Below are 22,499 nucleotides of genomic sequence, written 5' to 3' on the forward strand. Positions count from 1 at the left end.
AATGGGCGATGCCAGAAAAGCGGCAAACGATTTCCGCAGGAAGAAGGCAAAGCGGCAAGGGTTGTGTCGTTTTTTTGCCGTTTGCCTACGGATACCGCATGCCTCCCGTAGCAGCACGGCTTGCCGGCGTCGGCGATCATGAGGACGTCCCCGCCGGCAAGCCGTGCTGCTACGGGACGGTGGTGTGTATTAGATTTTGATTTTGATCTTCATGCGCGGTGGTGCAGGCGCCGCAGAGCGCGACGTCAAGGCGCCAGGCCGAGCGCAGGCGTCGTGCAGGGGGATGAGCGGCAGGAAGCCGCGAAAGCTGTGCGGGCCAGGGACGGCCCATCACAGCGTGCCCCCGGAACGGCGCCGGAGTCGAGGGAAGTCCGAAGGACCCTAGCCAGGAGCAAATGGTTTGCCTACTTTCCCGGAAGAAAGTAGGTCGCCCGTAAGGGGCGAAACCCTAGAGTCCAAACACCGCGAAAACGGATCAACCCCCAATCCCAAAGTTACCCAGCGACGCGGAGCGTCTAACCAGGCGTTCCCACGCAGAGCGTGGGAACGATCAACCGCGTGGAAACGATCAACAAAAAACCCGGCCACCATCGCCGGGTTTCAAGCAACCAGTCCAATCACCCACCAGCCCTACTTGGCCTGATAAATGATCCCCGGACTGCACTGCACCATCTGATAATGATCCGGCAACCCGTTCAACGCCTCCGACGCCCCCAGGAACAGATACCCGCCCGGCTTCAACGTCGCATGAATACGCAACAGAATGTCCTTCTTCACCTCAGCCGAAAAATAGATCAGCACGTTGCGGCAGAACACAATGTCGAACTTGCCCAACGCCGCATAGCTGTCCAGCAGATTGAAGGAACGAAACTCCACACGATTCTTGATCGGCGCCTTCACCGTCCAGCGCCCCGGCGTCTTCTGATCGAAATAGCGCTGCAAGCGATCCGGCGACAAACCACGGCCAATGGCCAGGCTGTCGTATTCCCCGGTCTTGCAGTTGGTCAGCATGCTGCCCGACAGATCGGTCGCGACAATCTGCGCCCCCGACTTCAAGAGCCCGGGATTGCTGCGCTCGAACTCATCGAACGACATCGACAGCGAATACGGCTCCTGCCCCGACGAACAGGCCGCCGACCAGATGCGCGGACGCAACCCCGGCGACGCCTTGAGCTGCTCGGGCAGCACCTTGTTCTTGAGCACCTCGAACGGGTAGGTGTCGCGAAACCACAGGGTTTCGTTGGTCGTCATCGCATCGACCACCTGCTCGCGCAGACCACTGCGCGGCTGGCTCTGGATACGCTGGATCAACTCGCCCAGCGACTTGATGCCCTGCTGCTCCATCAGCTTGTTCAGGCGACTGGAGACCAGGTACTGCTTGTTTTCACCCAGCAAAATGCCACAGGCTTTTTCCAGGAAGACCCGGAACTGCTCAAAATCCAAATTACCTGTAGACATGCCGCCTCTCAAATCATGTGAACAGCCAGGAGGGAGTCCCCTCCTCAGCTGATATCTGCCGCCCTGATACGATCTACCACTCTAGCTGCCAGATCGTCCGGCCGGAACTTGGCCAGGAAATCGTCGGCACCTACCTTCTTCACCATCGCCTGGTTGAACACCCCGGACAAGGAAGTATGCAAGATAATGTGCAGCTTCTGCATGCGCGGATCGTTGCGGATCTCTGCAGTCAAGGTGTAGCCGTCCATCTCCGGCATTTCAATGTCGGAGATCATCATCAGGAATTCTTCTTCCGGTTTCTTGCCCTCGTCCACCAGCTTGCGCAGGAATTCGAGCGCCTGGCGACCGTCATTCAACGCGATCACTTCAACGCCCACGGTCTGCAGGCAACGGGTGACCTGTTTGCGCGCAACCGAAGAGTCGTCCACGGTCAGGACCCGCAGCGACAAGGCCTTGTGCGCGACTTCTTCAGTCACAACGCCCGCCGAAATGTTTTCCGACACCGGCGCCACTTCGGCGAGGATCTTCTCCACGTCGATGATTTCCACCAGCTGGTTGTCGATACGCGTCACCGCCGTGAGGTAGTGATCGCGACCGGTACCCTTGGGTGGCGGATGAATGTCTTCCCAGTTCATGTTCACGATGCGTTCGACCGAATGCACCAGAAAACCCTGAATCTTGGTGTTGTACTCGGTAATGATGACGAACGAATTGGCGATGTTGGCCAGAGGCGCAGCCCCGGTTGCCATCGACAGATCGAGAATCGGAATCGTCCCGCCACGAATATTTGCCACTCCGCGCACAATCGGACTGGATTTGGGCATGAGGGTAAGTTTTGGGCACTGAAGCACCTCTTTTACCTTGAACACGTTGATCCCATACAACTGCTTGCCTTCCAGCCGGAACAGCAACAGTTCAAGGCGGTTCTGCCCTACCAGTTGAGTGCGCTGGTTCACTGAATCCAAAACACCAGCCATGCACCACTCCTTCCCAAAACGACCAATCGCGCACTGCCACATCGGCAAGCGGCACGGCCCTTGCTATTGACCTGTCATGAACTCGCTTATGACAGTATCCCGACACTTCAACAACGCGACCCGCAGCTTTTATAGCGTGGTCGTCGCGCTGTGTCTGCTCGCCGCCACAGGTGTGGCCCGCGCGGACAACGTAACCCTGCCTGAACAACTTATCGGCGCCACCCAGGGCTTTCTTGAATTCACAGTGGAAGACTATCTGGCCACCAGTCAGACCCAGGGGCGCTACGAGATCGAAGTCAAACAGCTCGACCCTCGCCTGCGCATGCCCCATTGCGACAAGGATTTGACAGCTTCCCTGGAAAATTCCGCAACCCCCATCGGCCGGGTGACCGTGAAACTACGCTGCGAGGGCTCTTCTCCGTGGACGGTGTTCGTCCCCGCGCAGGTACATCTGTTTCGCAATGTGGTGACCGTAGTGCGCCCGATGAAGCGCGACGCGATCGTCTCCCAGGCCGACGTGGCCCTGCGCGAGCGTGACGTGGGCCTGCTGGGGCAAGGTTTTCTGGATTCGCTGGATCAGGCGATCGGACAGAAAGTCGTCCGACCAACGGTCATCGATCAGATTCTCACCCCAGTGCATCTGGAGCAGCCGCAAATGGTGCGCAAGGGCGATCAGGTGGTCATCAGTGCGCGCAGTGGCGCCATGAGCGTTCGCATGCCTGGCGAGGCACTGTCGGACGGCGGTTTCAACGAGCAGATACGGGTCAAGAACCTCAATTCCAAACGTGTGATCAAGGCCAATATCGTCGCCCCAGGGCAGGTCGAGGTGCCTATGTGACGCGCAGGAACCTCTGGCGCAACGCTTGCGCTTTTTCTACACTCGGAACCCATCTGCCCTGTGCGAAGTCGATTCAAGACTGTTTTCGCACTGGCCCTAAAGTTATTCCGGGTTTAGCCGAAACAAAGGCAAGCGTCCTAGAACCCAGAGGTTTTAATCATGGTCATCGACTTCAGTCGTTTGAATAGCTCCACTGCCGTAAGCGGTACTTCGCGTACCGCCAGCACCAAGGAAGCCAGCAAGGCCGACGCCACCGCGACGGTAAGCACTTCTCAAAGCGTTGACGGCAGCGGCGAGAAAGTACATTTGAGCAGCGAAGCTCAACAGTTGCAGAAGATCACTGATTCGTTGCGTGATCAGCCCACTGTCAACAGCGCCCGTGTGGCCGAGTTGAAGCAGGCTATCGCCGACGGCAGCTACAAGGTCGACAGCAACCGTGTTGCAAGCAAACTGCTTAACTTCGAAGCCCAGCGCTAGCCCCCGGTCCGCGCAGGGGCTTCTGGACGCTTGAATCCCAGGGCATGCGATGCAAGACACTACATTGCTTCAACTGATCACGGACGATATTGCGCCGACCCAGCATCTGCTGGATATCCTGAGGGCCGAGTCACTGGCGCTCCACGGACGCAATATGGTCGAAATGGAACATATCCTGGCGCAGAAACAGGCGCTGGTGATCGTGCTCGAACAGCATGGACGCAGACGCAGCCAACTGATGAGCAGTCTGGGCCTGCCCGCCAATCGCGCGGGACTTGAAGAAGTGGCCAGGCACTCCTCCGTCGGCGAAGCACTGTTGAAAGCGGGCGACGAATTGAGTGGGTTGATGACCGAGTGTCAGGCCGCCAACGAACAGAATGGCGCACTGATCCAGCTCCAGCAGCTGACCACGGCTCAACAACTACGCATCCTCAACGGTGGCGACACACCTACGCTGTATGACAGCCGGGGTTCGACATCCGGGAAGATGAGACCACGTCCGCTTAGCCAGGCGTAAGTTCTTGTATCAAGACGTGCAACATGGTGGCAAACTGCCTTCCGTCGCACGTTGTCGTTATTTGCCTGGAGATGGATTAACCGTGAATGCCTTAAGCGCGGAAGATGTTCCGCAGCCCCCGAAGGTACTTACCACGCCTTTGGAAATTGCCGCCAACCTGCGGCTGCTGATGGAAAGCCATGATCCGCTGATCATCACCTTCCATGAGCGCAGCCAGCGCTTCCAGAGCTACGTCATCGAAGTCGACCGTGACAACAACGTCATCGCCCTGGATGAAATGATTCCTCGCGACGGCGAGCGATTCATGGCCAACGGCGAAGCGTTCCGTGTCGAAGGCTTCCACGATGGCGTGCGCATCGCCTGGGAAGTCAAGGCGCAGATGACCATCATCGACGACCCCCACAGCTATCGCGGCCCTCTTCCCGAGGAAGTCGTCTATCACCAGCGCCGCAACGCCTTCCGCGCTGCGCTGAAGCTGGCCTCCCTGGTGGACATCGAAGTCGGCGGCGAGAAGCTCAAGGCGCCGCTGCGCGGCAAGCTGCTCGACATCTCGGCCACCGGCTGCAAGCTGCGTTTCGATGGCGACTATTCCGAGCGCATGCAGTTGGGCCAGGTGTACGACCGTTTCGTCGCGGCCCTGCCCTTCGGCAACATGACCACCTCGGTGGAGTTGCGCTACCTGCACTTCGAAGAGAAGATCAACACCACCTTCGCCGGCGTGCGCTTCCATAACATCAGTGGATTGGTGCAGCGCCAGGTCGAGCGTTTCGTCTACCAGTTGCAGCGCGAAGCCCGCCGCTTCGACAAAGACGACGACTTCTGATTGATCCCGTAGCAGCACGGCTTGCCGGCGGGGGCGTATTCAAGATCGGCCCCGCCGACAAGCCGTGCGGCTACGGAATGTGCCTTTGACCTAAAACGCATCCGCCACAGGCCCCAAACTTCGCCGCAGTGATTGGGGTGTCTGCCCGTACACCCGCACAAACGCCCGACGCATCCGCTCCCTGTCACCAAAACCCGTCTCCTGGGCCACCGCCTCCAGCGACTTTCTCCCCTGCTCCATCATCAGCCGCGCCGCTTCCAGACGCAGGTTTTCCACCGCCTTGGCCGGCGAAACCCCGGTTTGCGCACGGAACGAACGGCTGAACTGGCGAGGACTCAGGCACGCCGCATCGGCCAGTTCCTCCACTGACAATTCCCGGCGCAGGTTCTTGCGCGCATAGTCCAGCGATACCTGGATGCGATCGGAGCCGGGGCTCATCTCCAGCATGGCCGAATGCTGCGACTGGCCACCGGCGCGGCGATGGTAAAGCACCAGGTGCTGAGCGACCTTGCGCGCGATGTCCGGCCCATGGTCCTTCTCCACCATGCCGATGGTCAGGTCCAGGGCTGCGGACATCCCCGCAGAGGTCCAGACCTTGCCGTCGACCACGAAGATCCGGTCCTCTTCAACCTTGATCGCCGGGAATTTCTCGCGCATCTCCCGTGCCCGGGCCCAGTGCACGGTGGCCCGGCGCCCGTCGAGCAACCCCGCTTCAGCCAGGGCAAACGCACCTACACACAAGGCTCCCACCCGCCGACAGTTGGCGTAGGCCTGGAGCAGGAATTCATTGATGCGGCTCGAGGCCGAGGACCGGTCCATGGCGCCGCTGATCAGCACCGTGTCGAACTGCGCCTGGCCCAGGGGCTGGGTCGACACCGACGTGAACAGCGCACTGGTGGCGACTGGACCGCCGTGCTCGGAGAGCAGGTGAATGTCGTAGAGTTTTTGCTCGGCGACGACATTGGCAAATTCGAACGCCGACAGCGCGGCCAGACTCATCACCTGAAAGTCTGGCCGAACGACGAGAGCTATGGATTGCATGGGCGCGAGGTCCGTCATGGGATCTCCGATTCTAGACCCGAACCTGCGGCAGGTGTGTACACAAGTATTGCGCTTACTACGCCCCGTAGCAGCACGGCTTGCCGGCGGGAGCGGTGCATCAGACACACATGCATCGCCTGACACACCGCCCCCGCCGGCAAGCCGGACTGCTACGGGGCTATTTGCCAGCCAATCAACCCGCAGCGAAGGAATCGTTGAAGCCATGAACAAAGGCGGCCTCATCCGCACCCGGCGCCGCGCGCAACGGCCTCGCGCGCTCGACCAGGATTTCATCGGCGTCCGTCGCCAGCGCCGCCATGGTTTCTTCGATGAACTCGGCCAGCGGCATGGCGCGAGGCTCATCATTACTGTTCAACAGATCGGTCTGCACCCACGGCGGCGCGATCTCCAGCACCCGCACAGAGGTATTGCGCAGCATGTAGCGCTGGGACATCGACCAGGAATGCATCGCCGCCTTGGTCGCGCTGTAGACCGCCGTGAACGCCAGAGGAACGAAGGCCAGCACCGACGAGACGTTCATCACCACCGCATCGGGGCGGGTTTTCAAGTGTTCGATCAGCCCGGACGTGACACGAATCGGGCCATAGACGTTGGTGGTGATGGTGTCGATCATCAGTTGTTCGTCGATGGCGCCGCTCGCGTCGTCGATCTGCATGATCCCGGCGTTGTTGATGAGCACGTTCAGGTCCGGGAAACGCCGAACCACGTCAGCGGTCACCTTGGCAATGTCGGCGGCATCACCCACGTCCAGGGTCACTCCTTCCATGCCGGGGTTGGCTGCGGTGATCTGCTCCAGCAACGCCTGGCGACGCCCCGCGATGATGACTTTGTTGCCGCGCTGGTGAAGTGCCTCGGCCAGTGCGCGACCAATGCCCGACGTGCCGCCGGTGATAAAAATGGTGTTGTGGGTCAGCTTCATGTCGATTCTCCGGAATCAGGTTGACCCACGGCGGCGGGATTCGCCAAGGCCGTGGGATTCTGGAACCGATCTTAGAGAGAAGCGAAAAGCAGCATATGTCGTAGAAACAGCTTTTTCGGCCATGGCACTTTATGGAGATGTTTGTGACACGAACTGTGGGAGCGAATTCATTCGCGATGACCCCGCGTGGACACAGGACGCCACCGACTAGGTGCATTTCCGCCTCCCTGCGGGGTCTTCCGGCTGACAGCTCCCTCAGAAAACCGGAAATATCCTACGTATGTAATCAGCTTGCCCTACAGACCTCGACCAACCTCGATCACTAGCGTTGGGGCTCATACGCCGTGCATGGAGCATCAACGGTGACATGACCAACCCAACGCCTTGACGAGGATCAAAATCATGCAGCCGAACACCTATTCACCTCTGTACACCAATGACGTTTCCAGCGAGTACCTTCGCGACCTGGATCAGCCCTGCCATACGCCAGAGGAACTCGCCCACTTCCATCCAGACGTACAAGCGCATGTAAGAGGCATGGAAGCCCATGTGCAGGCACATCCCGCCATCGGCATCTTCCGCATGGCAACCCAGGGCAGTCAGACCCGCGACGGCGGAACAGTCATGCAAGGCAGCCTTCCCGTGGAATGCACGCTGCAGGACGGGCGCAAAGTCCACGGTGCGAAAGTCGGTGATCGCGTCGAGTATCCGGACGGCACACAAGCACAGATTTTGACCGGAGCCGGGAAAGCCAACAGTCATATGGCGCTGGTGGGAAGTCGCCTGAGCAATGGCGATGAAATCATCAACACACCCCAGAACACCTTCATGTGGATCGCCCGCGAAGGCTGGCCATGGGCTGAAGACTTTCTGCCAGCAATGGAGGGCTGAGGCATGTTTGGGATCAATGGCTCACAACAGGGCCTGAACGGCGACAAGACCACAACAGGAGCAACGTGTATTTCCAGCCTGCCAGAGGCCAGGAGGGATGACCGTAGCGTGCTGCGGCGTGGAGACAAGACCACGCCCTGTCCCAAATGCGGTCAAGTGGGCGAGATCGCCGAGGGCGATTCGAGCTTTAAATGGCACGGCATTCCGACGGCTAAACACAACGCCCTCATCCTCTGTGGCTGCCCCAGAGGCACTAATCGACTGATAGCCCCGCGTGACGAGGAGTCACAAATGCCCCATGAGAGCGCACAGCCTTTTGCCGCGAGAAGCGCAGAAAAAGGACTGAGTCCTGAGCACTCATTCATGGCCGGAAGTACGCCTGTTACACCAGGCAAAACATTCGCCCGCACCTTCCTCATCACCGACAGCGAAACCTATGCGCCGCTCAGATCCCGATCATTCCTTGCAACAGTGGATGGGCGCCAGATCACCGGAATCACTGACGATCAGGGCATGGCTCGAGTAGAAGCGCCAACGGCAGACTCATCTATCAGCCTGCATGTCAGTTTCCTCGCTCCCGTCCGAGAGTTGCCCGAACTGGCCGCCATGACCACCCGCTCGGTGACCACCACGACACGCGTGGAAGAAATACCGAATGGCCAAAACCAAAGGCCGATCACCATCACCGTCAATGATCGGGCTGCAACCAGAGAGGCGATCATCCGCAACGTGCGGGCGTTGGGGCATGAGTTTGTCGAGCGGTCGGATTGGCATGCAAAGCCGCCGAAGAAGGCGCTCGAGCCTGATTGGGACTATTCGATGATTGCCTTGCATCATGCGGGGAGAAGCTATACCTGCGGGAGTGGCGCAGATCAAATATTCAGAGTTCAAACAGAACATCAAGGCTCTAGTGGCTACGACGACATTGGGTATCACTTTGGAATTGACTGTGCTGGAACAATTTTTGAAGGGCGAGACATTCGCAGCAAAGGTTCAGGCCTATGGAAGTTTAACACAGGCGTCATCAGCATCGTGATATTAAACAATATGACTACCGCGGAAGAAGGGGGAGATTTCATTGCATTATGGCGAGAGGCACTTGAACTTTTGGGCACGAGTACCGTCAGTGAAATCCCCTCCACTCAAATCGATGCAGCTCTAAATTTCATAGGAGTGCTACGCAGCTTTTTCAACGTTGTCCACTTTGGAGGACATGTGGAATACCCTAAACAGCAGAGCAACAAAAAAATCTGTCCTGGCCGATCAGGCATGAAACTGGTCAAGCTCATTCGAAAAAAAACCAAGCTGCTACCACCCCCAAAGTCCTGACCAATACATAAAATTTCCATATGAAAATATATGCATTCCTGCTGGCACTACTGGCGCCGGCTATTCTGTACACCGGATATTATAAAACCCAATGGGCCGAAGATAACCGCACCGTATTCTTCTTAAAAAAAGAACCTACTCTGCAGGTAGCATTCACCAACATGTTTTCAAGGGACAGTGATCTCCAGAATGTGCATACACTCAGCAGTCAAGAGCGCCGTGAAGCAATCGAATTTTGTCGTTACTTTTCAGGTCTGCATACCGAACTCAAAAGCCAGTCCGAACTGGAGGCCTGCTCAAACGCTTACGGGGATGCGCGATGAAAAAGTCGCTGCTGATTGTCGCCATTCCCCTGACAGCGTCAACTTTTTTAGGCTATTACGAAGAAACCGGAGAGTTTCAGACATACACTCATACGTTCATAAAAAAGCAACCGACGCTGCAGGTCAAATTTGAAAATATATTCGCCAATTATCGCGACCACAAGGCACTGAGTGAGCTGACACAAGAGGAACGCCAACAGGTCATCGCCTACTGCAGGTACCGCCTTGCATTGATACCCAACTAACAACTCAAGACGAGCTTAAACAATGCAAGGAACGCTAAGCCTCATGAAAATCCTGAGACGCCTTGTCGGCTACACCTACCTTATCAGCGTTTCGATTATCAGCGCTTGGACGATCGCAAATGTCGGATACTACGAAACACGCTGGATAGAGGACGACCTCATTGTCTTCTTCATTAAGAGGCAACCGACTTATAAGGTCGCATTTATCAACGTCTACCAAAGCGACCACGAAGACAACTGGAAGGGGCATTTGGAAAAAAAAGAGCGGCAGTATGCGGTCGAGTTTTGCAAATACTATGTAGGATTTGAAACAGAGATGACCACTATGGACGATTTCAACGAATGCGAACGCCGCTATAGAGTACAGACCCAGCGAGAGCCTTCATAACACGCTCTCGCTGATCTCGTGGGCGGCCGCTACAACGGCCGATCCACCCCCACGTCACGGGTTTCGTCCGGGGATGCGCCACCCTCCTCGTCCACCACCGCCACCGGTCGCACCACGCCTTCGCCAGACGCCACGACCCGTTCCTGCACTTCAACATCAGGCTCGGCAGGCGCATCGGCCGGTTGCGCTGCGGGATCGGCGGCTGTCTGCATCTGGTCCTGCACCACCTGCTCATCCACACGGGGGTCGAGGGCCACGACCAGGGGCGAGCTGGCCATGCTGTCGGGCATGGCAATGTGATGCAGGGGTGCGTCCTGCACCTGGTGCAGGTTGGTGACGGCTTTGGGCCGGATGCGCAGCACCAGGATCAGCGCCACGAAGCAGACGAACGCATAGAGCATGTTGCTGCCGAACTGCTTCATCAGCACGCCCGCGACCAAGGGCCCGATACTGGCGCCCACGCCGTAGGTCATCAGCAGCATGGCGGTGAGCGATACGCGTCGCTCGCCTTCGACGTGGTCGTTGGAAAACGCCACTGCCAGCGGGTAGAGCGCGAACTGCAGCAGCGAGGTCACGAAGCCCATGGCGAAGACCACTTCCATCGGCAACCCGGGGAAGATCGCCAGGGGCAACGAGGCGACCACCAGGCAACCGGCGAAACCGCGAATCAGCTTGGCGCGGTCATAGCGGTCCGACAGCCTGCCCAGCGGCCCCTGCACCAGCAGGCCGGCGCCGATGCAGCACGCCATGAACAGACCGACGTGATCGGTAGACAAGCCCTGCTGCGCCGCGAACAACGGCGCCAGGCCGTAGAACGAGCCAATGATCAGGCCGGCGCTGAGCACGGTAGTCAGCGACTGCGGCACCCGGCGCATGAAGAACAGCGGCTCCAGCGGCGCCGGCCGCATGGGCGCCGGGTGGATGCTGCGGGTCATCGCCACCGGCACCAGGCACAGGGCGAAGCACATTGCGACCAGCATCAGCAACTCCAGCCCCAACTGGGGATGGATCACCAGAATCAGTTGCCCCAGCACCAGCCCCAGGTACGAGGCGATCATGTAGCCGCTGAATACCAGGCCGCGCTGTTTGGGCGAGGCCTGTTCGTTGAGCCAGCTCTCGATGACCATGTACTGGCACATCATGCCAAGGCCGACGATCATCCGCAGGAAGATCCAGGCCGGCAGGAAGTTGACCAGGCCATGCCCCAGCACCGCCGCGCCGACGATACCGGCGCACGTGGCATAGGCCCGGATATGCCCTACCCGGCCGATCAGCCGGTGACCGACCTTCCCGCCCAGCGCCAGCCCCACATAGTTGGCCGCCATCAACGCACCGACCCACAGGCCATCGACATGGTCAGCGGCCAGGCGCAATGCCAGATACGTACTTAACAGACCCGAACCGATGAGCATCATCAGTGAGGCGAAGTACAGCGCTCGAAAGGATTTCCAGATTTGGCGCATCGACTTTCCAAAAACGGAAACCCTCATCCATGGAGGATTTCCGAAACGCGGTGGTTAAGCCTGGGCAGCCAGAACTCTGCGTTCCCAGGGCGTGATTTCGTTGAAGAAACTGGTCAGTTCCAGGGTCTTCGACGCGACGTAGCCTTCGATGAATTCGGCCCCGAACAGTTCCTTGGCAAGCCCGCTGCGTTTGAGACGTTCAAGCGCCGCATGCAAGGTGCATGGCAGCGACAGCGCGTCCGGCACGACGAATTCCCCCTGGATCGGTTCGGTCGGCTCAAGCTGCTGCTCGATACCGTAGAGCCCGGCTGAAAGACTAGCTGCAATGGCCAGATACGGGTTGGCATCTGCACCGGGCAAACGGTTTTCCACCCGCCGGGCCACCGGCGAGCTGGCCGGAATGCGCAGGCCTGCCGCACGGTTGTCATGGGACCAACAGGCGTTGTTCGGCGAGGCGAACGGATGGCACAGCCGCTGGTATGAATTGACGTTGGGCGCGAACAAGGCGGTGAAGTCGGCCATGGCCGCCTGCTGGCCACCGATGAAGTGACGGAACGCCGCTGTCGGGTTGCCCTGGGCGTCGCTGAAGATGTTCTGGCCGGTGACGCTGTCGACCACGCTCTGGTGAATGTGCATCGAGCTGCCCGGCGTATGTGCCAGCGGCTTGGCCATGCACACCACGGTCAGGCCGTGCTTGAGCGCGACTTCCTTGAGCATGTGTTTGAACAGGAACGTCTGGTCGGCCAGCAGCAGCGGATCACCGTGCAACAGGTTGATCTCGAACTGGCTGACGCCCATTTCGTGCATGAAGGTGTCGCGGGGCAGGCCCAGCGCGGCCATGCACTTGTAGACTTCGCTGAAGAACGGACGCAGGCCGTTGTTGGAACTGACGCTGAAGGCCGACTGCCCGTCCTCGCGACGCCCGTCCAGGCCCACTGGCGGCTTGAACGGCTGGTTGGGGTCGCTGTTGGGCGCGAAGACGAAGAACTCAAGCTCGGTGGCCACCACAGGCGACCAGCCATGGCGGGCATAGCGGGCGATGACCGATTTGAGTTGCCCGCGGGTGGACAGGTTCGACGGCTCGCCGTCCAGCTCGTCCGCGTCGCAGATCGCCAGGGCGCGAGGTTCGTCGCTCCAGGGCAGGCGATGGGTCTGCTCGGGGTCGGCGATCAGTGCCAGGTCGCCGTCATCGCTGCCGTAGTATTTCGCGGCCGGATAGCCGCCCATGATGCATTGCAACAGCACCCCCCGCGCCAGTTGCAGCCGACGGCCTTCAAGGAAGCCCTCCGCTGTCATGACTTTGCCCCGGGGCACGCCGTTCAGGTCCGGCGTGACGCATTCAATTTCATCAATGCCCATCAATCGCTGCGCGAGAGAATTGTGGCCACCGCTACTCATGACTCAAGTCCTTTATTTTTATGCAGGGTTCTGTGCAGGCCGCAACGCGGCGAGGCGTACAAAATAAGCGTCGGGCGTTCAAAATATCAAGCGCCATGACGCAAACAGGCTATCGCCTGCCGATTGCCGAAAACAAAAAGCCCCGCTGGGTCACAACGGGGCTCTGGCAACGCAAGCGGCGATCAGACGCGGAAGTAGCCCACGCACGAATCGAACGGCAGGCGCTTGAGTTCGACCTTGTTCAGGTCCAGCACTTCGCGCAGTGCTGCGGTTTCACCCGGGAAGTTGCGATAGGCCACTTCGTCCAGCACCACGATGGCGCCCTTTGGCATGTACGGCAGGAAGGTTTCCAGCGCCACTTTGGTCGACGAATACAGGTCTGTGTCCAGGATCAGCATCGCCACGACCAGGTCAGGGCGAGTCTTGGGGAACGCCGGAACGGTCTCCATGATGTCGCCCTTGATGATCTCGCAACGCGGGATCCGGTTGACCGGGCGTACCAGGTCATTGGCGTCGATCATCTCTTGAATGATCGATTCATCGGTGTCCGAAAACATGGTTTCGTTGATGTCCGCCGGGTCTTCCTCGGCGTCGATGCTGCGAAAGCCCGAGAAGGTGTCGAAGCCGATGATCGACCGGTTGATCGCGTAGGGCTCCAAGATCATCGACAGCTGCATGTAGAGCATCAGCGAGTTGCCCTTGTACACGCCGCACTCGATGATCGCGCCGGGCACGTCTTGCACCATCTTGAACAGCTCGATGCGCGACAGCGCCGCCGTGACTGCAATACGGTTGGCAAACACGAACGGAGCATCGGCCACATATTGAGAGTCGACGCGCTTGAGCAGATTGGCGCGTTTCTCGGCGTACTCGGCCTCAGGCCCCGTCAGGCGGCGCTTGGTCATTGGCTAACTCCCTGGAATTGCGAAAAGTCGTTGAGATGGAAAAGATCTTTGTAACCGGCTTCGACGTCTTTGGCGCCGCTGTCGACGTTGGGCGCACCGCGGCCAGTCAGCAGGTCCTGAAGATGAATCAGGCGGAAATCGATGCTGAAACGTGTCTTGTCGGTGAAGTTGGCCACGGTGCCGTGCAGGTGCGAGCCGGAGAAGGTGATGACTTCCCCCTCGTTGCCGGCGATGCGGATCTCCGATGACGTCTGGATATCTTCCTGCGGAACCGGGTGAATGCGGGTTTCTTCGGTCACGTTGGTTTTTGCCAGCGGACGCTGGACGTTGATCCAGTCGGCCAGGCTCCAGTCCACCGAGGAGTTCTTCACCGGGGTGCTGAAATAGCCCGGGTTGATCATCATCGTCTGGTCGGGGGTGATGGTGTACACCGGCATCCAGGTGTTGATCTGGCAGTCGGCGTTGCCGTACCAGGTATCGCGATGCGGCTTGTACGCGTAGCTCACGCCGGCATGCAGGTAGTTGTAGTTGGGCACCACGCGGATACGTGGCACATCGAACAGGTATTCGGCCGGATCGATACCGATCTCGAGGGCGAACTTGTGAATCATCTCTTTGACATCAAGGCAGTTGGTGAACTGGCGCTTGAGAGCCGTAACCCGCTCCACGAACTCGGTGACCGGCATCATGGTGTGCAGTGCCTGGTGGTCGGTTTCGCCATCGAACGCCGCAGTGATGCTTTGCTTGGCGAACCGGCACAGGTCGTGGGTCGCCTGCAGGTTGGTGTTCAGATAGATGTCACCTGCATAGATCGAGCTTTTGAAGTCGACCTTGCTCTGCAGTTGGTTGAGATACAAATTCACGATAGAACTCCTAAGCTCCGTACTGACCAAGTCATCGGCAGGTCCATGGCGAACTGAAGACAAATGCGACGTCGTTCACTAAAAACTTTGTGCCCGCGTGTCACGTGATATCAGTGAGCAATCATTGCTCGGCCTGGAGTGTCGCCTTGCGCCCGGCGCGGTAACTGCCCGGACTCTCCCCTGTCCATTTCTTGAACGCCCGGTGAAACGCGCTGGGCTCCTGAAAACCCACCAGCGAGGCGATGTTCGCCACGCTCATCTCGGTCTCGCGCAGCTTCTGCTGGGCGATGCCACGCCGTACCTCGTCCTTGATGCCCTGGAAGGCGCACCCTTCGCGCTCCAGCCGACGGCGGAACGTGGTGGGGCTGAGTTTCAACTCCACGGCCATTTCGATCAATGTTGGCCAATGGCCGTAATGACTGTTGCGCAGCCGCTGATAGACCTGAGCCGCCAGCCCGCGCTGGTTGCGGAAACGTATGACAAGCCATTGCGGCGCAGTGCGCAGGAAGGATTTGAGCGACGGCAGCGACTGCACCACCGGCAGGCGCAGGTAATGGCTTGAGAATTCGATCTCGGTCTTCTGCTCGCCAAAGCTCAGGTTGAAGCCCCAGAGCAGCGGGTCGTCGCTCAGGCGCGGACGCGTCTGGCGAAACTGCGCGCGGTCGATGGTGATGCGCCGCCCGCCCAGCCAGCACAGCAGGCTGATCATCAGCAGCAGGAAGGTTTCCTCGCCGAAACGCTGGCGCGTCGGATCCTCGACACTGGACCCCACCGCGATGACCGCGCGTTGCCCTCTCACAATCAGGCTGCCGCGAAAATCCCGCAGGAACAGGCCGAAGTTGTTCAAGCACTGGCGCAGGGCTTTTTCCAGGTTCGGCTCCTGAATCAGCCCCCGGCAGATCAGGGTAAAGCTGCCCAGTGGCATGCCATGGGAATCCAGGGCGAAAAACTCGTCTTCCAGCTCCTTGATCTGAATCAGCCAGAGCGCAGCGAACGCACTGGCCGACACCCGTGCGGCCGGGTCGTCGAGCAGCGCCATGTCGATCCCGGCCGCCTGCAGCACCGATTGCAGGCGCAGCGGCTGGTCACGCAGGGCATACACCACCAACTGCACGAAGTAGATCGAGACTGAATCCTTTTCCCGCATGTCCGGCCTTTCCTTTTTATTGATGTGCTCTTGAACGAGCCGACGGCGCAGATGGTAAAGAACGCCAGTCGATATGGACAGTTTCGGCATAGGCCCCTCTGCGAGCCCGATCTATCCTTGCCCGCAACATGCGTCTGGCCGAAATGCCATTTGGCGGTTTCCGGGCCGGGTGCCACCACAAGAAATCTCGAAGATTTGAAGGAGTCGACATGAGCAATACCGAAGTTTTCGTCGTCAGCGCACTGCGTACCGCCATCGGTGGATTCGGCGGTTCCCTCAAGGACGTCTCGCCCATCGAACTGGGCACCCAGGTCAGCCGCGCGGCCATCGCCAAGTCCGGTCTGGCGCCTGAGCATATCGGCCATGTGGTCATGGGTCACGTGATCCCTACCGAAGTGCGCGACGCCTATTTGTCGCGGGTCGTCGCACTGGAGGCCGGGCTGACCAAGGAAACCCCGGCAATGAACGTCAACCGTCTGTGCGGCTCGGGCCTGCAGGCCATCGTGTCGGCCGCACAATCGCTGATGCTCGGCGATGCCAAGGCAGTACTGGCCGGCGGCACCGAGTCCATGAGCCGCGGCGCCTACATCATGCCGCAGGCCCGCTGGGGTGCGCGCATGGGCAACGTTCAGGCGTACGACTACATGCTCGGCGCGCTGCATGATCCGTTCGCCAATATCCACATGGGCATCACCGCCGAGAACATTGCCGAGAACTACGGCATCACCCGCGCCGATCAGGACGCACTGGCCCTGACCAGCCAGCAGCGCGCCGCCCGCGCCATCGCTGAAGGCCGTTTTGAGGGGCAGATCGTACCGATCGAAATCGCCACCCGCAAAGGCACGGTGACCTTCGCCCAGGACGAGCATGTGCGCGGCGACGTCACTGCCGAGCAACTGGAAAAAATGAAGACCGCGTTCAAGAAGGACGGCACGGTCACTGCGGGCAACGCTTCGGGCCTGAATGACGGCGCGGCGGCACTGGTGATGGCTAATGGCGACATGGTTCGCGAGCACGGTCTCAAGCCGATGGCGCGCCTGGTGGCCTACGCCCATGCCGGCGTCGAACCCTCGATGATGGGCCTGGGACCGATCCCGGCCAGCCGCAAGGCACTGGAACGTGCCGGCCTGACCGTTGCCGATCTGGACGTGATCGAATCCAACGAAGCCTTTGCAGCCCAAGCCTGTGCCGTGGCTCGCGAGCTGGGCCTGGACCCGGAGAAGGTCAACCCTAACGGTTCGGGGATTTCCCTTGGCCATCCGGTGGGCGCGACCGGCGCGATCATCGCCACCAAGGCCATCCACGAACTGCACCGCACCGGTGGCCGTTATGCGCTGGTGACCATGTGCATCGGCGGCGGTCAGGGCATCGCTGTCATCTTCGAACGCGTATGAGCGAGGCCCTTTCGATGAGCATGCAACACATCGCCGTGATCGGCGCGGGCACCATGGGCAACGGCATCGCACAGGTATGCGCCATTGCAGGCTTTGACGTCACCCTGCTGGACATCAGCGACGCTGCGCTGGAGCGCGGCCTCGCAACCGTGCGCAAGAACCTTGAGCGCCAGGTCAACAAGCAGACGCTGACCAGCGAGATCGCCGAGGAGGCTCTGTCGCGGATTCGCTGCACCACCGATTACGCAGAGCTCAATGATCCGCAGGTGGTGATCGAAGCCGCCACCGAGAATCTGGACCTCAAATTGCGTTTGCTCAAGCAGATTGCCGCGAACGTGGGCGTGGATTGCGTCATCGCTTCCAACACCTCGTCGCTGTCGATCACTCAGCTTGCGGCCAGCGTGGACAGCCCGGAGCGTTTCATCGGGCTGCACTTCTTCAACCCGGTGCCGATGATGGGGCTGATCGAAGTGATTCGAGGGCTGCAGACCGCCGATGAGACACATGTGGTTGCGATCAAGCTGGCTGAGCGGCTGAACAAGACCGCCATTACAGCGGGCAACCGGCCGGGCTTCGTGGTCAACCGCATCCTGGTGCCGATGATCAACGAGGCGATCCTGGTGTTCCAGGAAGGTCTGGCCACCGCGCAGGACATCGACGACGGCATGCGCCTGGGCTGCAACCAGCCCATCGGTCCGCTGGCGCTGGCGGACCTGATCGGTCTGGACACTTTGCTGGCCATCGTCGAGGCCTTCCATGAAGGGTTCAACGACAGCAAATACCGCCCTGCTCCGCTGCTCAAGGAAATGGTCGCGGCGGGGTACCTGGGACGCAAGAGCGGGCGCGGGTTTTTCGTTTATAACTGACGACGTTCGCCTCACCCTGTAGGAGCGCGCTTGCCCGCGACGGCGTCGGGTCAATCAACATTGCGTTGTCTGACCTGACGCCGTCGCGGGCAAGCGCGCTCCTACGTGGATTTCTGGTTTTTGGTACGGTCCGTAGCAGTCCGGCTTGCCGGCGTCGGCGTCTTTTAGATCGCTGACGCCGGCAAGCCGGACTGCTACGGGTGGATGGGTGTCAGGGACCGATCAATGTGAGAACAGCGAATTGCCCACCTTGCCCGCCATTTTCTCGGGCTTGATCAGGAACCGGGCCAGGGCCGGCAACAGCCACAGCGCACCGAACATGTTCCACAACAGCATGAATGTCAGCATCAGGCCCATGTCGGCCTGGAACTTGATGGCCGAGAAGATCCAGGTGCACACGCCGATCGCTAGGCACAGGCCGGTGAACAGCACCGCTTTGCCGGTCGACTTCAGGGTTTCGTAGTACGCCTCCTGCAATGGCAGGCCCGCGCGCAGGAAACTCTCCAGGCGGCTATAGATGTAGATGCCGTAGTCCACGCCAATCCCCACACCCAGGGCCACCACCGGTAGCGTCGCGACCTTGACGCCAATGCCCATGAACGCCATCAGCGCGTTGCCCAGTACCGAGGTCAGCACCAGAGGCAGCACGATGCACAGCGTCGCCGCCCAGGAGCGGAAGGTGATCATGCACATCACCGCCACGCAGATGTACACCAGGATCAGAATGGTCAACTCGGCCTGCTTGATGACCTCGTTGGTCGCCGCCTCGATCCCGGCGTTCCCCGCCGCGAGCAGGAACTCCAGCCCTTCCTTGTTATTGGCCTTGGCGAAGTCCTGCACCGCATGCACCGCGCGATCCAGGGTTTCGGCCTTGTGGTCATTGAGGAAGATCAGCAGCGGCGCCAGTGAGCAGGTGTTGTTGTAAAGACCATCGGCGCGAGAAATCGAACTGTTGAGCACGTCCTTGTTGCGCGAAAGCGACTCCCACTTGAGGTTGCCCTCGTTCATGCCCTTGATCACCTGCTTGGAGACCGTGACCAGCGAGATCGCCGACTGGACGCCAGGGGTGTTCTCCATCTTCCACGACAATTCGTTGATCGCGGACAGCGTCTGGTAGGCTGAACAGCCTTCGGGCGGTGTCTTGACCATCACCACCAGCACGTCGGAGCTGGTCGAGTAATTGTTGATGATGAAATTGTTGTCCTGGTTGTAACGCGAGTCCGGGCGCAACTCCGGCGCACCCTGGTCCAGGTCGCCGATCTTCAGGTTGTGCCCGTACCACAGGCCTCCGGCCAGCGCGAGCAGCGACAGCACCACGGACACCCGGGCCACCTTTGGTGCGGCAAAGTTAGACAGAAGACGCCAGAAAGGGTGTTCGCAGGCTGCAGCTTCCTTGCTGCGGGATATGGCTTTCTTGCTGATGCCCGCGTAGGAAATCGCCACCGGCAACAGGATCAGGTTGGTGAACACGATCACCGCCACACCGATCGACGCACCGATGGCCAGTTCGCGAATCACGCCGATATCGATGATCAGCAGGGTGATGAAACCCACTGCGTCGGCCAGGATCGCGATCATCCCCGGCAGGAACAGTTGGCGGAAGGTGCGACGGGCCGCCGTCAGTGCGTTGTCAGCATCGCTGGATTGCAGGGCAATACCGTTGATCTTCTGCACACCGTGGGAAATACCGATGGCGAAGATCAGAAACGGCACCAGCATCGAGTAGGGATCCAGACCAAACCCGACCACATGCATCAGGCCCAGTTGCCAGATAACGGCGATCAGCGTCGTACTCAAGACCGCGATGGTGCTGCGCAGGCAACGGGTGAACCACATCAGCAGGACCAGCGTGATGAGGAAGGCCACGCCGAAGAACATCACCACCATGATGAGGCCGTCGATCAGGTCGCCGACTTTCTTGGCAAAGCCGACGATGTGAATGTCGACGTTGGGGTTCTGCGCTTCGTACTTGTCGCGGATCTTCTCTTCAAGCTGATGGGAGAACTGTCGGTAATCCAGCGGCAGAAGCTTGCTCTGGTCGTTGGGGTCCGGATAGAACTCCTGCAGGGGCACATCGACGATACTGGACTTGAAATTGTTGGCCACCAGCCGTCCGACCTGGCCGGACTTCAGGACGTTGTTGCGCAACTTGTCCAGGCTTGCCTGGGACCCGTCGTAGCTCTGCGGAATCACCTCGCCACCGGCAAAGCCCTCCTCGGTCACTTCGGTCCAGCGGACGCTGGGGCTCCACAGGGATTTGAGGCCTGAACGGTCCACGCCCGAGATGTAGAACACCTCGTCGTTGATCTGGCGCAGGGTCTCCATGTATTCCTTGGAGAAGATATCGCCCTGCCTGGCCTCCACTGAAATACGCACGGTGTTGCCAAGGTTCGCCAGGTCATTGCGGTGGTCCATCATGTTCTGAATGAACGGATGGCCCAAGGGAATCATCTTCTCGAAACTGGTGGACGGGCGCACCAGCGTTGCCTGCCAGAACAGCACGATGCTGACCAGCAGGCAGATGGTTATGACGGCCGGGCGGTTGTTGAAGATCAGCCGTTCCAGCAGCGTGGGTTTGTCGTGGTGGTGTTGAAATTGGGTCATCAGTCAGCGTCCTCGCCTTATCCGTTCTTATTGTTGAGCGACATCAGCGCCCGTTGGCGAAGTGAGGTGAACACCGCCCTGTCCTACCAGAATGAGATTGCCCTTGTTGTCTTCGGCCACGCCTGACAGCGAGAGACGGTCCGAGCGATTGGAGACGGTAAAGGTTTCGCCGCCATCGGTGCTGCGCATCACGCTGCCGCCGTTTCCTACGAGAACGATGGAGTTATCAGGCAGAACGGAGGCATTGGCGATACTGAATTCCAGCGGTCCGCGCTCGCCCTGCAAGGCGATGGGCTCCCAGGTACTGCCGAAATCGGTGGAGCGAAACAGGTTGCCGCGCAGGCCATAGGCCAGAAGCGTGTTGGACTGGGCCGTGCCGACTGCGCCGAACAGCGAGCCCTGGTAGGGGCCTTCGAGTTTTTCCCAGGTCTGGCCATCGTCGGGGGAGCGAAACATGCTGCCCATCTCACCGACGATGAACAGGCCCGCATCCTTCACGTAAGTGATGCCATTGAGGTGGTACTGGTCTTCGTTATCCAGGCGCTCGCCGATGTCCTGCCAGTGCTGGCCGCCATCGGTGGTTTCCAGCAACGCACCGTAGGCACCCACGGCGATGCCGGTGGACAGGTCCTTGAACCAGACGTCCAGTAACGGCGCCTCGCGCTTGAGGTCTTCGAACTGCTTGTTCCAGGTTTTGCCGCCATCGCTGCTGGCCAGGATCTGCGCGTCATGGCCCACGGCCCAGCCATGCTGGTCATCGACGAAATACACTGCTGTCAGCAACTGCCTGCTGGGCACCTTGGCCTGGGTCCAGGACTTGCCCTGATCGTCGGAATAGAGAATATGGCCGCGATCCCCCACGACCACCATGCGATTGCCTGCGTGGGTCACGTCCAGCAGCAGACTGCGGGAGGCCTTGGCTGATTCGAGGGCGAATTCTGAATTGTCTGCGGCGGTGGCCGCAGGTGAGCTTTCAGTGGCCAGCGCAGCGCCGCTCAGGGCCATGAAGATGAACAGCGGCAATGCAACATTCGCACGCATGGAGCTTCCCTTTCTTTGTTGTTATCAGGTTCTCCCGGTAGCCCGCGTAGCGGCTGCAAGCGCTCTAGCCTGCGCAGCCCGGCCCACCGAAGCAGGCCCATCCTATCCAGCTTTCAAAACGTATGACAATCGACATGACGTTATCTTTTGTTAAGCAACGGTGCGGTGATTGGAGGGTTATCAGTGGTGGTGATTGGGGATGGGGTAAGCGGCGCGATCGGCTGTAGGAGCGCGCTTGCCCGCGATGGCGGTGGGTCAGGCGGAGCGGTGGTGTTTGTCATGGCGCAGTCGCGGGCAAGCGCGCTCCTACAGGGATCGCACCGCATACCCCGTAGCAGCACGGCTTGCCGGCGGGGGCGGTGTGTCAGGCGACGCAGGTGTGACAGATCCACCGCTCCCGCCGGCAAGCCGTGCTGCTACAAGTGGTGTGGAGTTGGGATCTTTTCCAGGCGCAAAAACAAAACCCCAACCGCGTTAGCGATTGGGGCTTTGGAATTTAATCTTGACGATGACCTACTCTCACATGGGGAAACCCCACACTACCATCGGCGATGCATCGTTTCACTTCTGA

Annotated in this window: 22 protein-coding genes; 11 read left to right on the forward strand and 11 right to left on the reverse strand. The window is 59.6% G+C overall.

Annotated elements, in window-relative coordinates:
* Positions 1 to 630 precede the first annotated feature (630 nt).
* A complete protein-coding gene (gene cheR / locus ACIPOO_RS21980; protein ID WP_274136390.1) occupies positions 631 to 1,458 on the reverse strand; it encodes a protein-glutamate O-methyltransferase CheR in 828 nt (275 codons plus the stop codon).
* A 44-nt stretch (positions 1,459 to 1,502) separates the two neighbouring features.
* Entirely contained in the window at positions 1,503 to 2,435 is a 933-nt protein-coding gene (locus ACIPOO_RS21985) for a chemotaxis protein CheV (protein ID WP_274136389.1), read from the reverse strand.
* Positions 2,436 to 2,511: 76 nt separating this feature from the next.
* On the opposite strand from ACIPOO_RS21985, the gene flgA reads away from it, so the two are divergent.
* From flgA to ACIPOO_RS22005, 4 genes are all read left to right on the forward strand, one after another.
* Positions 2,512 to 3,273: a flagellar basal body P-ring formation chaperone FlgA gene (flgA, locus tag ACIPOO_RS21990; RefSeq protein WP_400609783.1), complete on the forward strand. Its 762-nt coding sequence runs from the start codon at positions 2,512 to 2,514 to the stop codon at positions 3,271 to 3,273.
* A 159-nt stretch (positions 3,274 to 3,432) separates the two neighbouring features.
* The gene (flgM, locus tag ACIPOO_RS21995) at positions 3,433 to 3,750 is read left to right on the forward strand and encodes a flagellar biosynthesis anti-sigma factor FlgM (protein WP_400609785.1); all 318 of its coding nucleotides are present in this window, start codon (positions 3,433 to 3,435) and stop codon (positions 3,748 to 3,750) included.
* Positions 3,751 to 3,799: 49 nt separating this feature from the next.
* Complete coding sequence (locus tag ACIPOO_RS22000; protein ID WP_274136383.1) at positions 3,800 to 4,267, forward strand: flagella synthesis protein FlgN; 468 nt, start codon at positions 3,800 to 3,802, stop codon at positions 4,265 to 4,267.
* Positions 4,268 to 4,349: 82 nt separating this feature from the next.
* Complete coding sequence (locus ACIPOO_RS22005; protein WP_274136381.1) at positions 4,350 to 5,090, forward strand: flagellar brake protein; 741 nt, start codon at positions 4,350 to 4,352, stop codon at positions 5,088 to 5,090.
* A gap of 90 nt (positions 5,091 to 5,180) precedes the next feature.
* Here the strand turns inward: ACIPOO_RS22005 and ACIPOO_RS22010 are convergent, their stop codons facing one another.
* Both ACIPOO_RS22010 and ACIPOO_RS22015 read right to left on the reverse strand, forming a co-directional pair.
* Positions 5,181 to 6,131 carry a GlxA family transcriptional regulator gene (locus ACIPOO_RS22010; protein ID WP_400609788.1) on the reverse strand — a complete coding sequence of 317 codons (951 nt, stop codon included), beginning with the start codon at positions 6,129 to 6,131 and terminating at the stop codon, positions 5,181 to 5,183.
* 193 nt (positions 6,132 to 6,324) lie between these two features.
* Positions 6,325 to 7,071 carry an SDR family oxidoreductase gene (locus tag ACIPOO_RS22015; RefSeq protein ID WP_400609790.1) on the reverse strand — a complete coding sequence of 249 codons (747 nt, stop codon included), beginning with the start codon at positions 7,069 to 7,071 and terminating at the stop codon, positions 6,325 to 6,327.
* Positions 7,072 to 7,473: 402 nt separating this feature from the next.
* Here ACIPOO_RS22015 and ACIPOO_RS22020 point away from each other — a divergent pair, with 402 nt between their 5' ends.
* The 5 genes from ACIPOO_RS22020 to ACIPOO_RS22040 are packed head-to-tail and all read left to right on the forward strand — an operon-like array spanning position 7,474 to position 10,247.
* A complete protein-coding gene (locus ACIPOO_RS22020; RefSeq protein WP_400609792.1) occupies positions 7,474 to 7,962 on the forward strand; it encodes a hypothetical protein in 489 nt (162 codons plus the stop codon).
* Positions 7,963 to 7,965: 3 nt separating this feature from the next.
* The gene (locus tag ACIPOO_RS22025) at positions 7,966 to 9,291 is read left to right on the forward strand and encodes a PAAR domain-containing protein (protein ID WP_400609794.1); all 1,326 of its coding nucleotides are present in this window, start codon (positions 7,966 to 7,968) and stop codon (positions 9,289 to 9,291) included.
* 20 nt (positions 9,292 to 9,311) lie between these two features.
* Positions 9,312 to 9,614 carry a hypothetical protein gene (locus ACIPOO_RS22030; RefSeq protein WP_400609796.1) on the forward strand — a complete coding sequence of 101 codons (303 nt, stop codon included), beginning with the start codon at positions 9,312 to 9,314 and terminating at the stop codon, positions 9,612 to 9,614.
* Positions 9,611 to 9,859, forward strand: coding sequence for a hypothetical protein (locus tag ACIPOO_RS22035; protein ID WP_400609798.1), 249 nt, complete (start codon positions 9,611 to 9,613; stop codon positions 9,857 to 9,859). The genes ACIPOO_RS22030 and ACIPOO_RS22035 overlap by 4 nt, the downstream gene beginning before the upstream one ends.
* 43 nt (positions 9,860 to 9,902) lie before the next feature.
* Positions 9,903 to 10,247: a hypothetical protein gene (locus ACIPOO_RS22040; protein ID WP_400609800.1), complete on the forward strand. Its 345-nt coding sequence runs from the start codon at positions 9,903 to 9,905 to the stop codon at positions 10,245 to 10,247.
* 29 nt (positions 10,248 to 10,276) lie between these two features.
* Here ACIPOO_RS22040 and ACIPOO_RS22045 read toward each other — a convergent pair whose 3' ends face one another.
* The 5 genes from ACIPOO_RS22045 to ACIPOO_RS22065 form a co-directional block, all read right to left on the reverse strand.
* Positions 10,277 to 11,710, reverse strand: a complete 1,434-nt coding sequence (locus tag ACIPOO_RS22045; RefSeq protein ID WP_400609802.1) for an MFS transporter — start codon at positions 11,708 to 11,710, stop codon at positions 10,277 to 10,279.
* 54 nt (positions 11,711 to 11,764) lie between these two features.
* On the reverse strand, positions 11,765 to 13,006 hold the full coding sequence (locus ACIPOO_RS22050) for a glutamine synthetase family protein (RefSeq protein ID WP_400609816.1): 1,242 nt from the start codon (positions 13,004 to 13,006) through the stop codon (positions 11,765 to 11,767).
* A 284-nt stretch (positions 13,007 to 13,290) separates the two neighbouring features.
* The gene (locus tag ACIPOO_RS22055) at positions 13,291 to 14,013 is read right to left on the reverse strand and encodes a TylF/MycF/NovP-related O-methyltransferase (RefSeq protein ID WP_274136376.1); all 723 of its coding nucleotides are present in this window, start codon (positions 14,011 to 14,013) and stop codon (positions 13,291 to 13,293) included.
* Positions 14,010 to 14,876 (reverse strand): hypothetical protein, encoded by an 867-nt coding sequence (locus ACIPOO_RS22060; RefSeq protein ID WP_400609804.1) that lies wholly within the window; start codon positions 14,874 to 14,876, stop codon positions 14,010 to 14,012. Before ACIPOO_RS22060 ends, ACIPOO_RS22055 begins: the two co-directional genes overlap by 4 nt.
* A 121-nt stretch (positions 14,877 to 14,997) precedes the next feature.
* A complete protein-coding gene (locus ACIPOO_RS22065; protein WP_400609806.1) occupies positions 14,998 to 16,023 on the reverse strand; it encodes an AraC family transcriptional regulator ligand-binding domain-containing protein in 1,026 nt (341 codons plus the stop codon).
* A 209-nt stretch (positions 16,024 to 16,232) separates the two neighbouring features.
* On the opposite strand from ACIPOO_RS22065, the gene ACIPOO_RS22070 reads away from it, so the two are divergent.
* Entirely contained in the window at positions 16,233 to 17,417 is a 1,185-nt protein-coding gene (locus tag ACIPOO_RS22070; RefSeq protein WP_400609808.1) for an acetyl-CoA C-acyltransferase family protein, read from the forward strand.
* Between the two features lie 14 nt (positions 17,418 to 17,431).
* On the forward strand, positions 17,432 to 18,283 hold the full coding sequence (locus tag ACIPOO_RS22075; protein ID WP_400609818.1) for a 3-hydroxybutyryl-CoA dehydrogenase: 852 nt from the start codon (positions 17,432 to 17,434) through the stop codon (positions 18,281 to 18,283).
* Positions 18,284 to 18,505: 222 nt separating this feature from the next.
* On the opposite strand, the gene ACIPOO_RS22080 is transcribed toward ACIPOO_RS22075, so the two are convergent.
* Together ACIPOO_RS22080 and ACIPOO_RS22085 are read right to left on the reverse strand one after the other, a co-directional pair.
* Complete coding sequence (locus tag ACIPOO_RS22080) at positions 18,506 to 20,890, reverse strand: RND family transporter (RefSeq protein WP_400609820.1); 2,385 nt, start codon at positions 20,888 to 20,890, stop codon at positions 18,506 to 18,508.
* Between the two features lie 24 nt (positions 20,891 to 20,914).
* Positions 20,915 to 21,928: a WD40/YVTN/BNR-like repeat-containing protein gene (locus ACIPOO_RS22085; RefSeq protein ID WP_400609810.1), complete on the reverse strand. Its 1,014-nt coding sequence runs from the start codon at positions 21,926 to 21,928 to the stop codon at positions 20,915 to 20,917.
* Between the last annotated feature and the right edge of the window lie 571 nt (positions 21,929 to 22,499).

The organism is Pseudomonas sp. NPDC090201, assembly GCF_044746825.1.
Taxonomy (GTDB): domain Bacteria; phylum Pseudomonadota; class Gammaproteobacteria; order Pseudomonadales; family Pseudomonadaceae; genus Aquipseudomonas; species Aquipseudomonas putida_AD.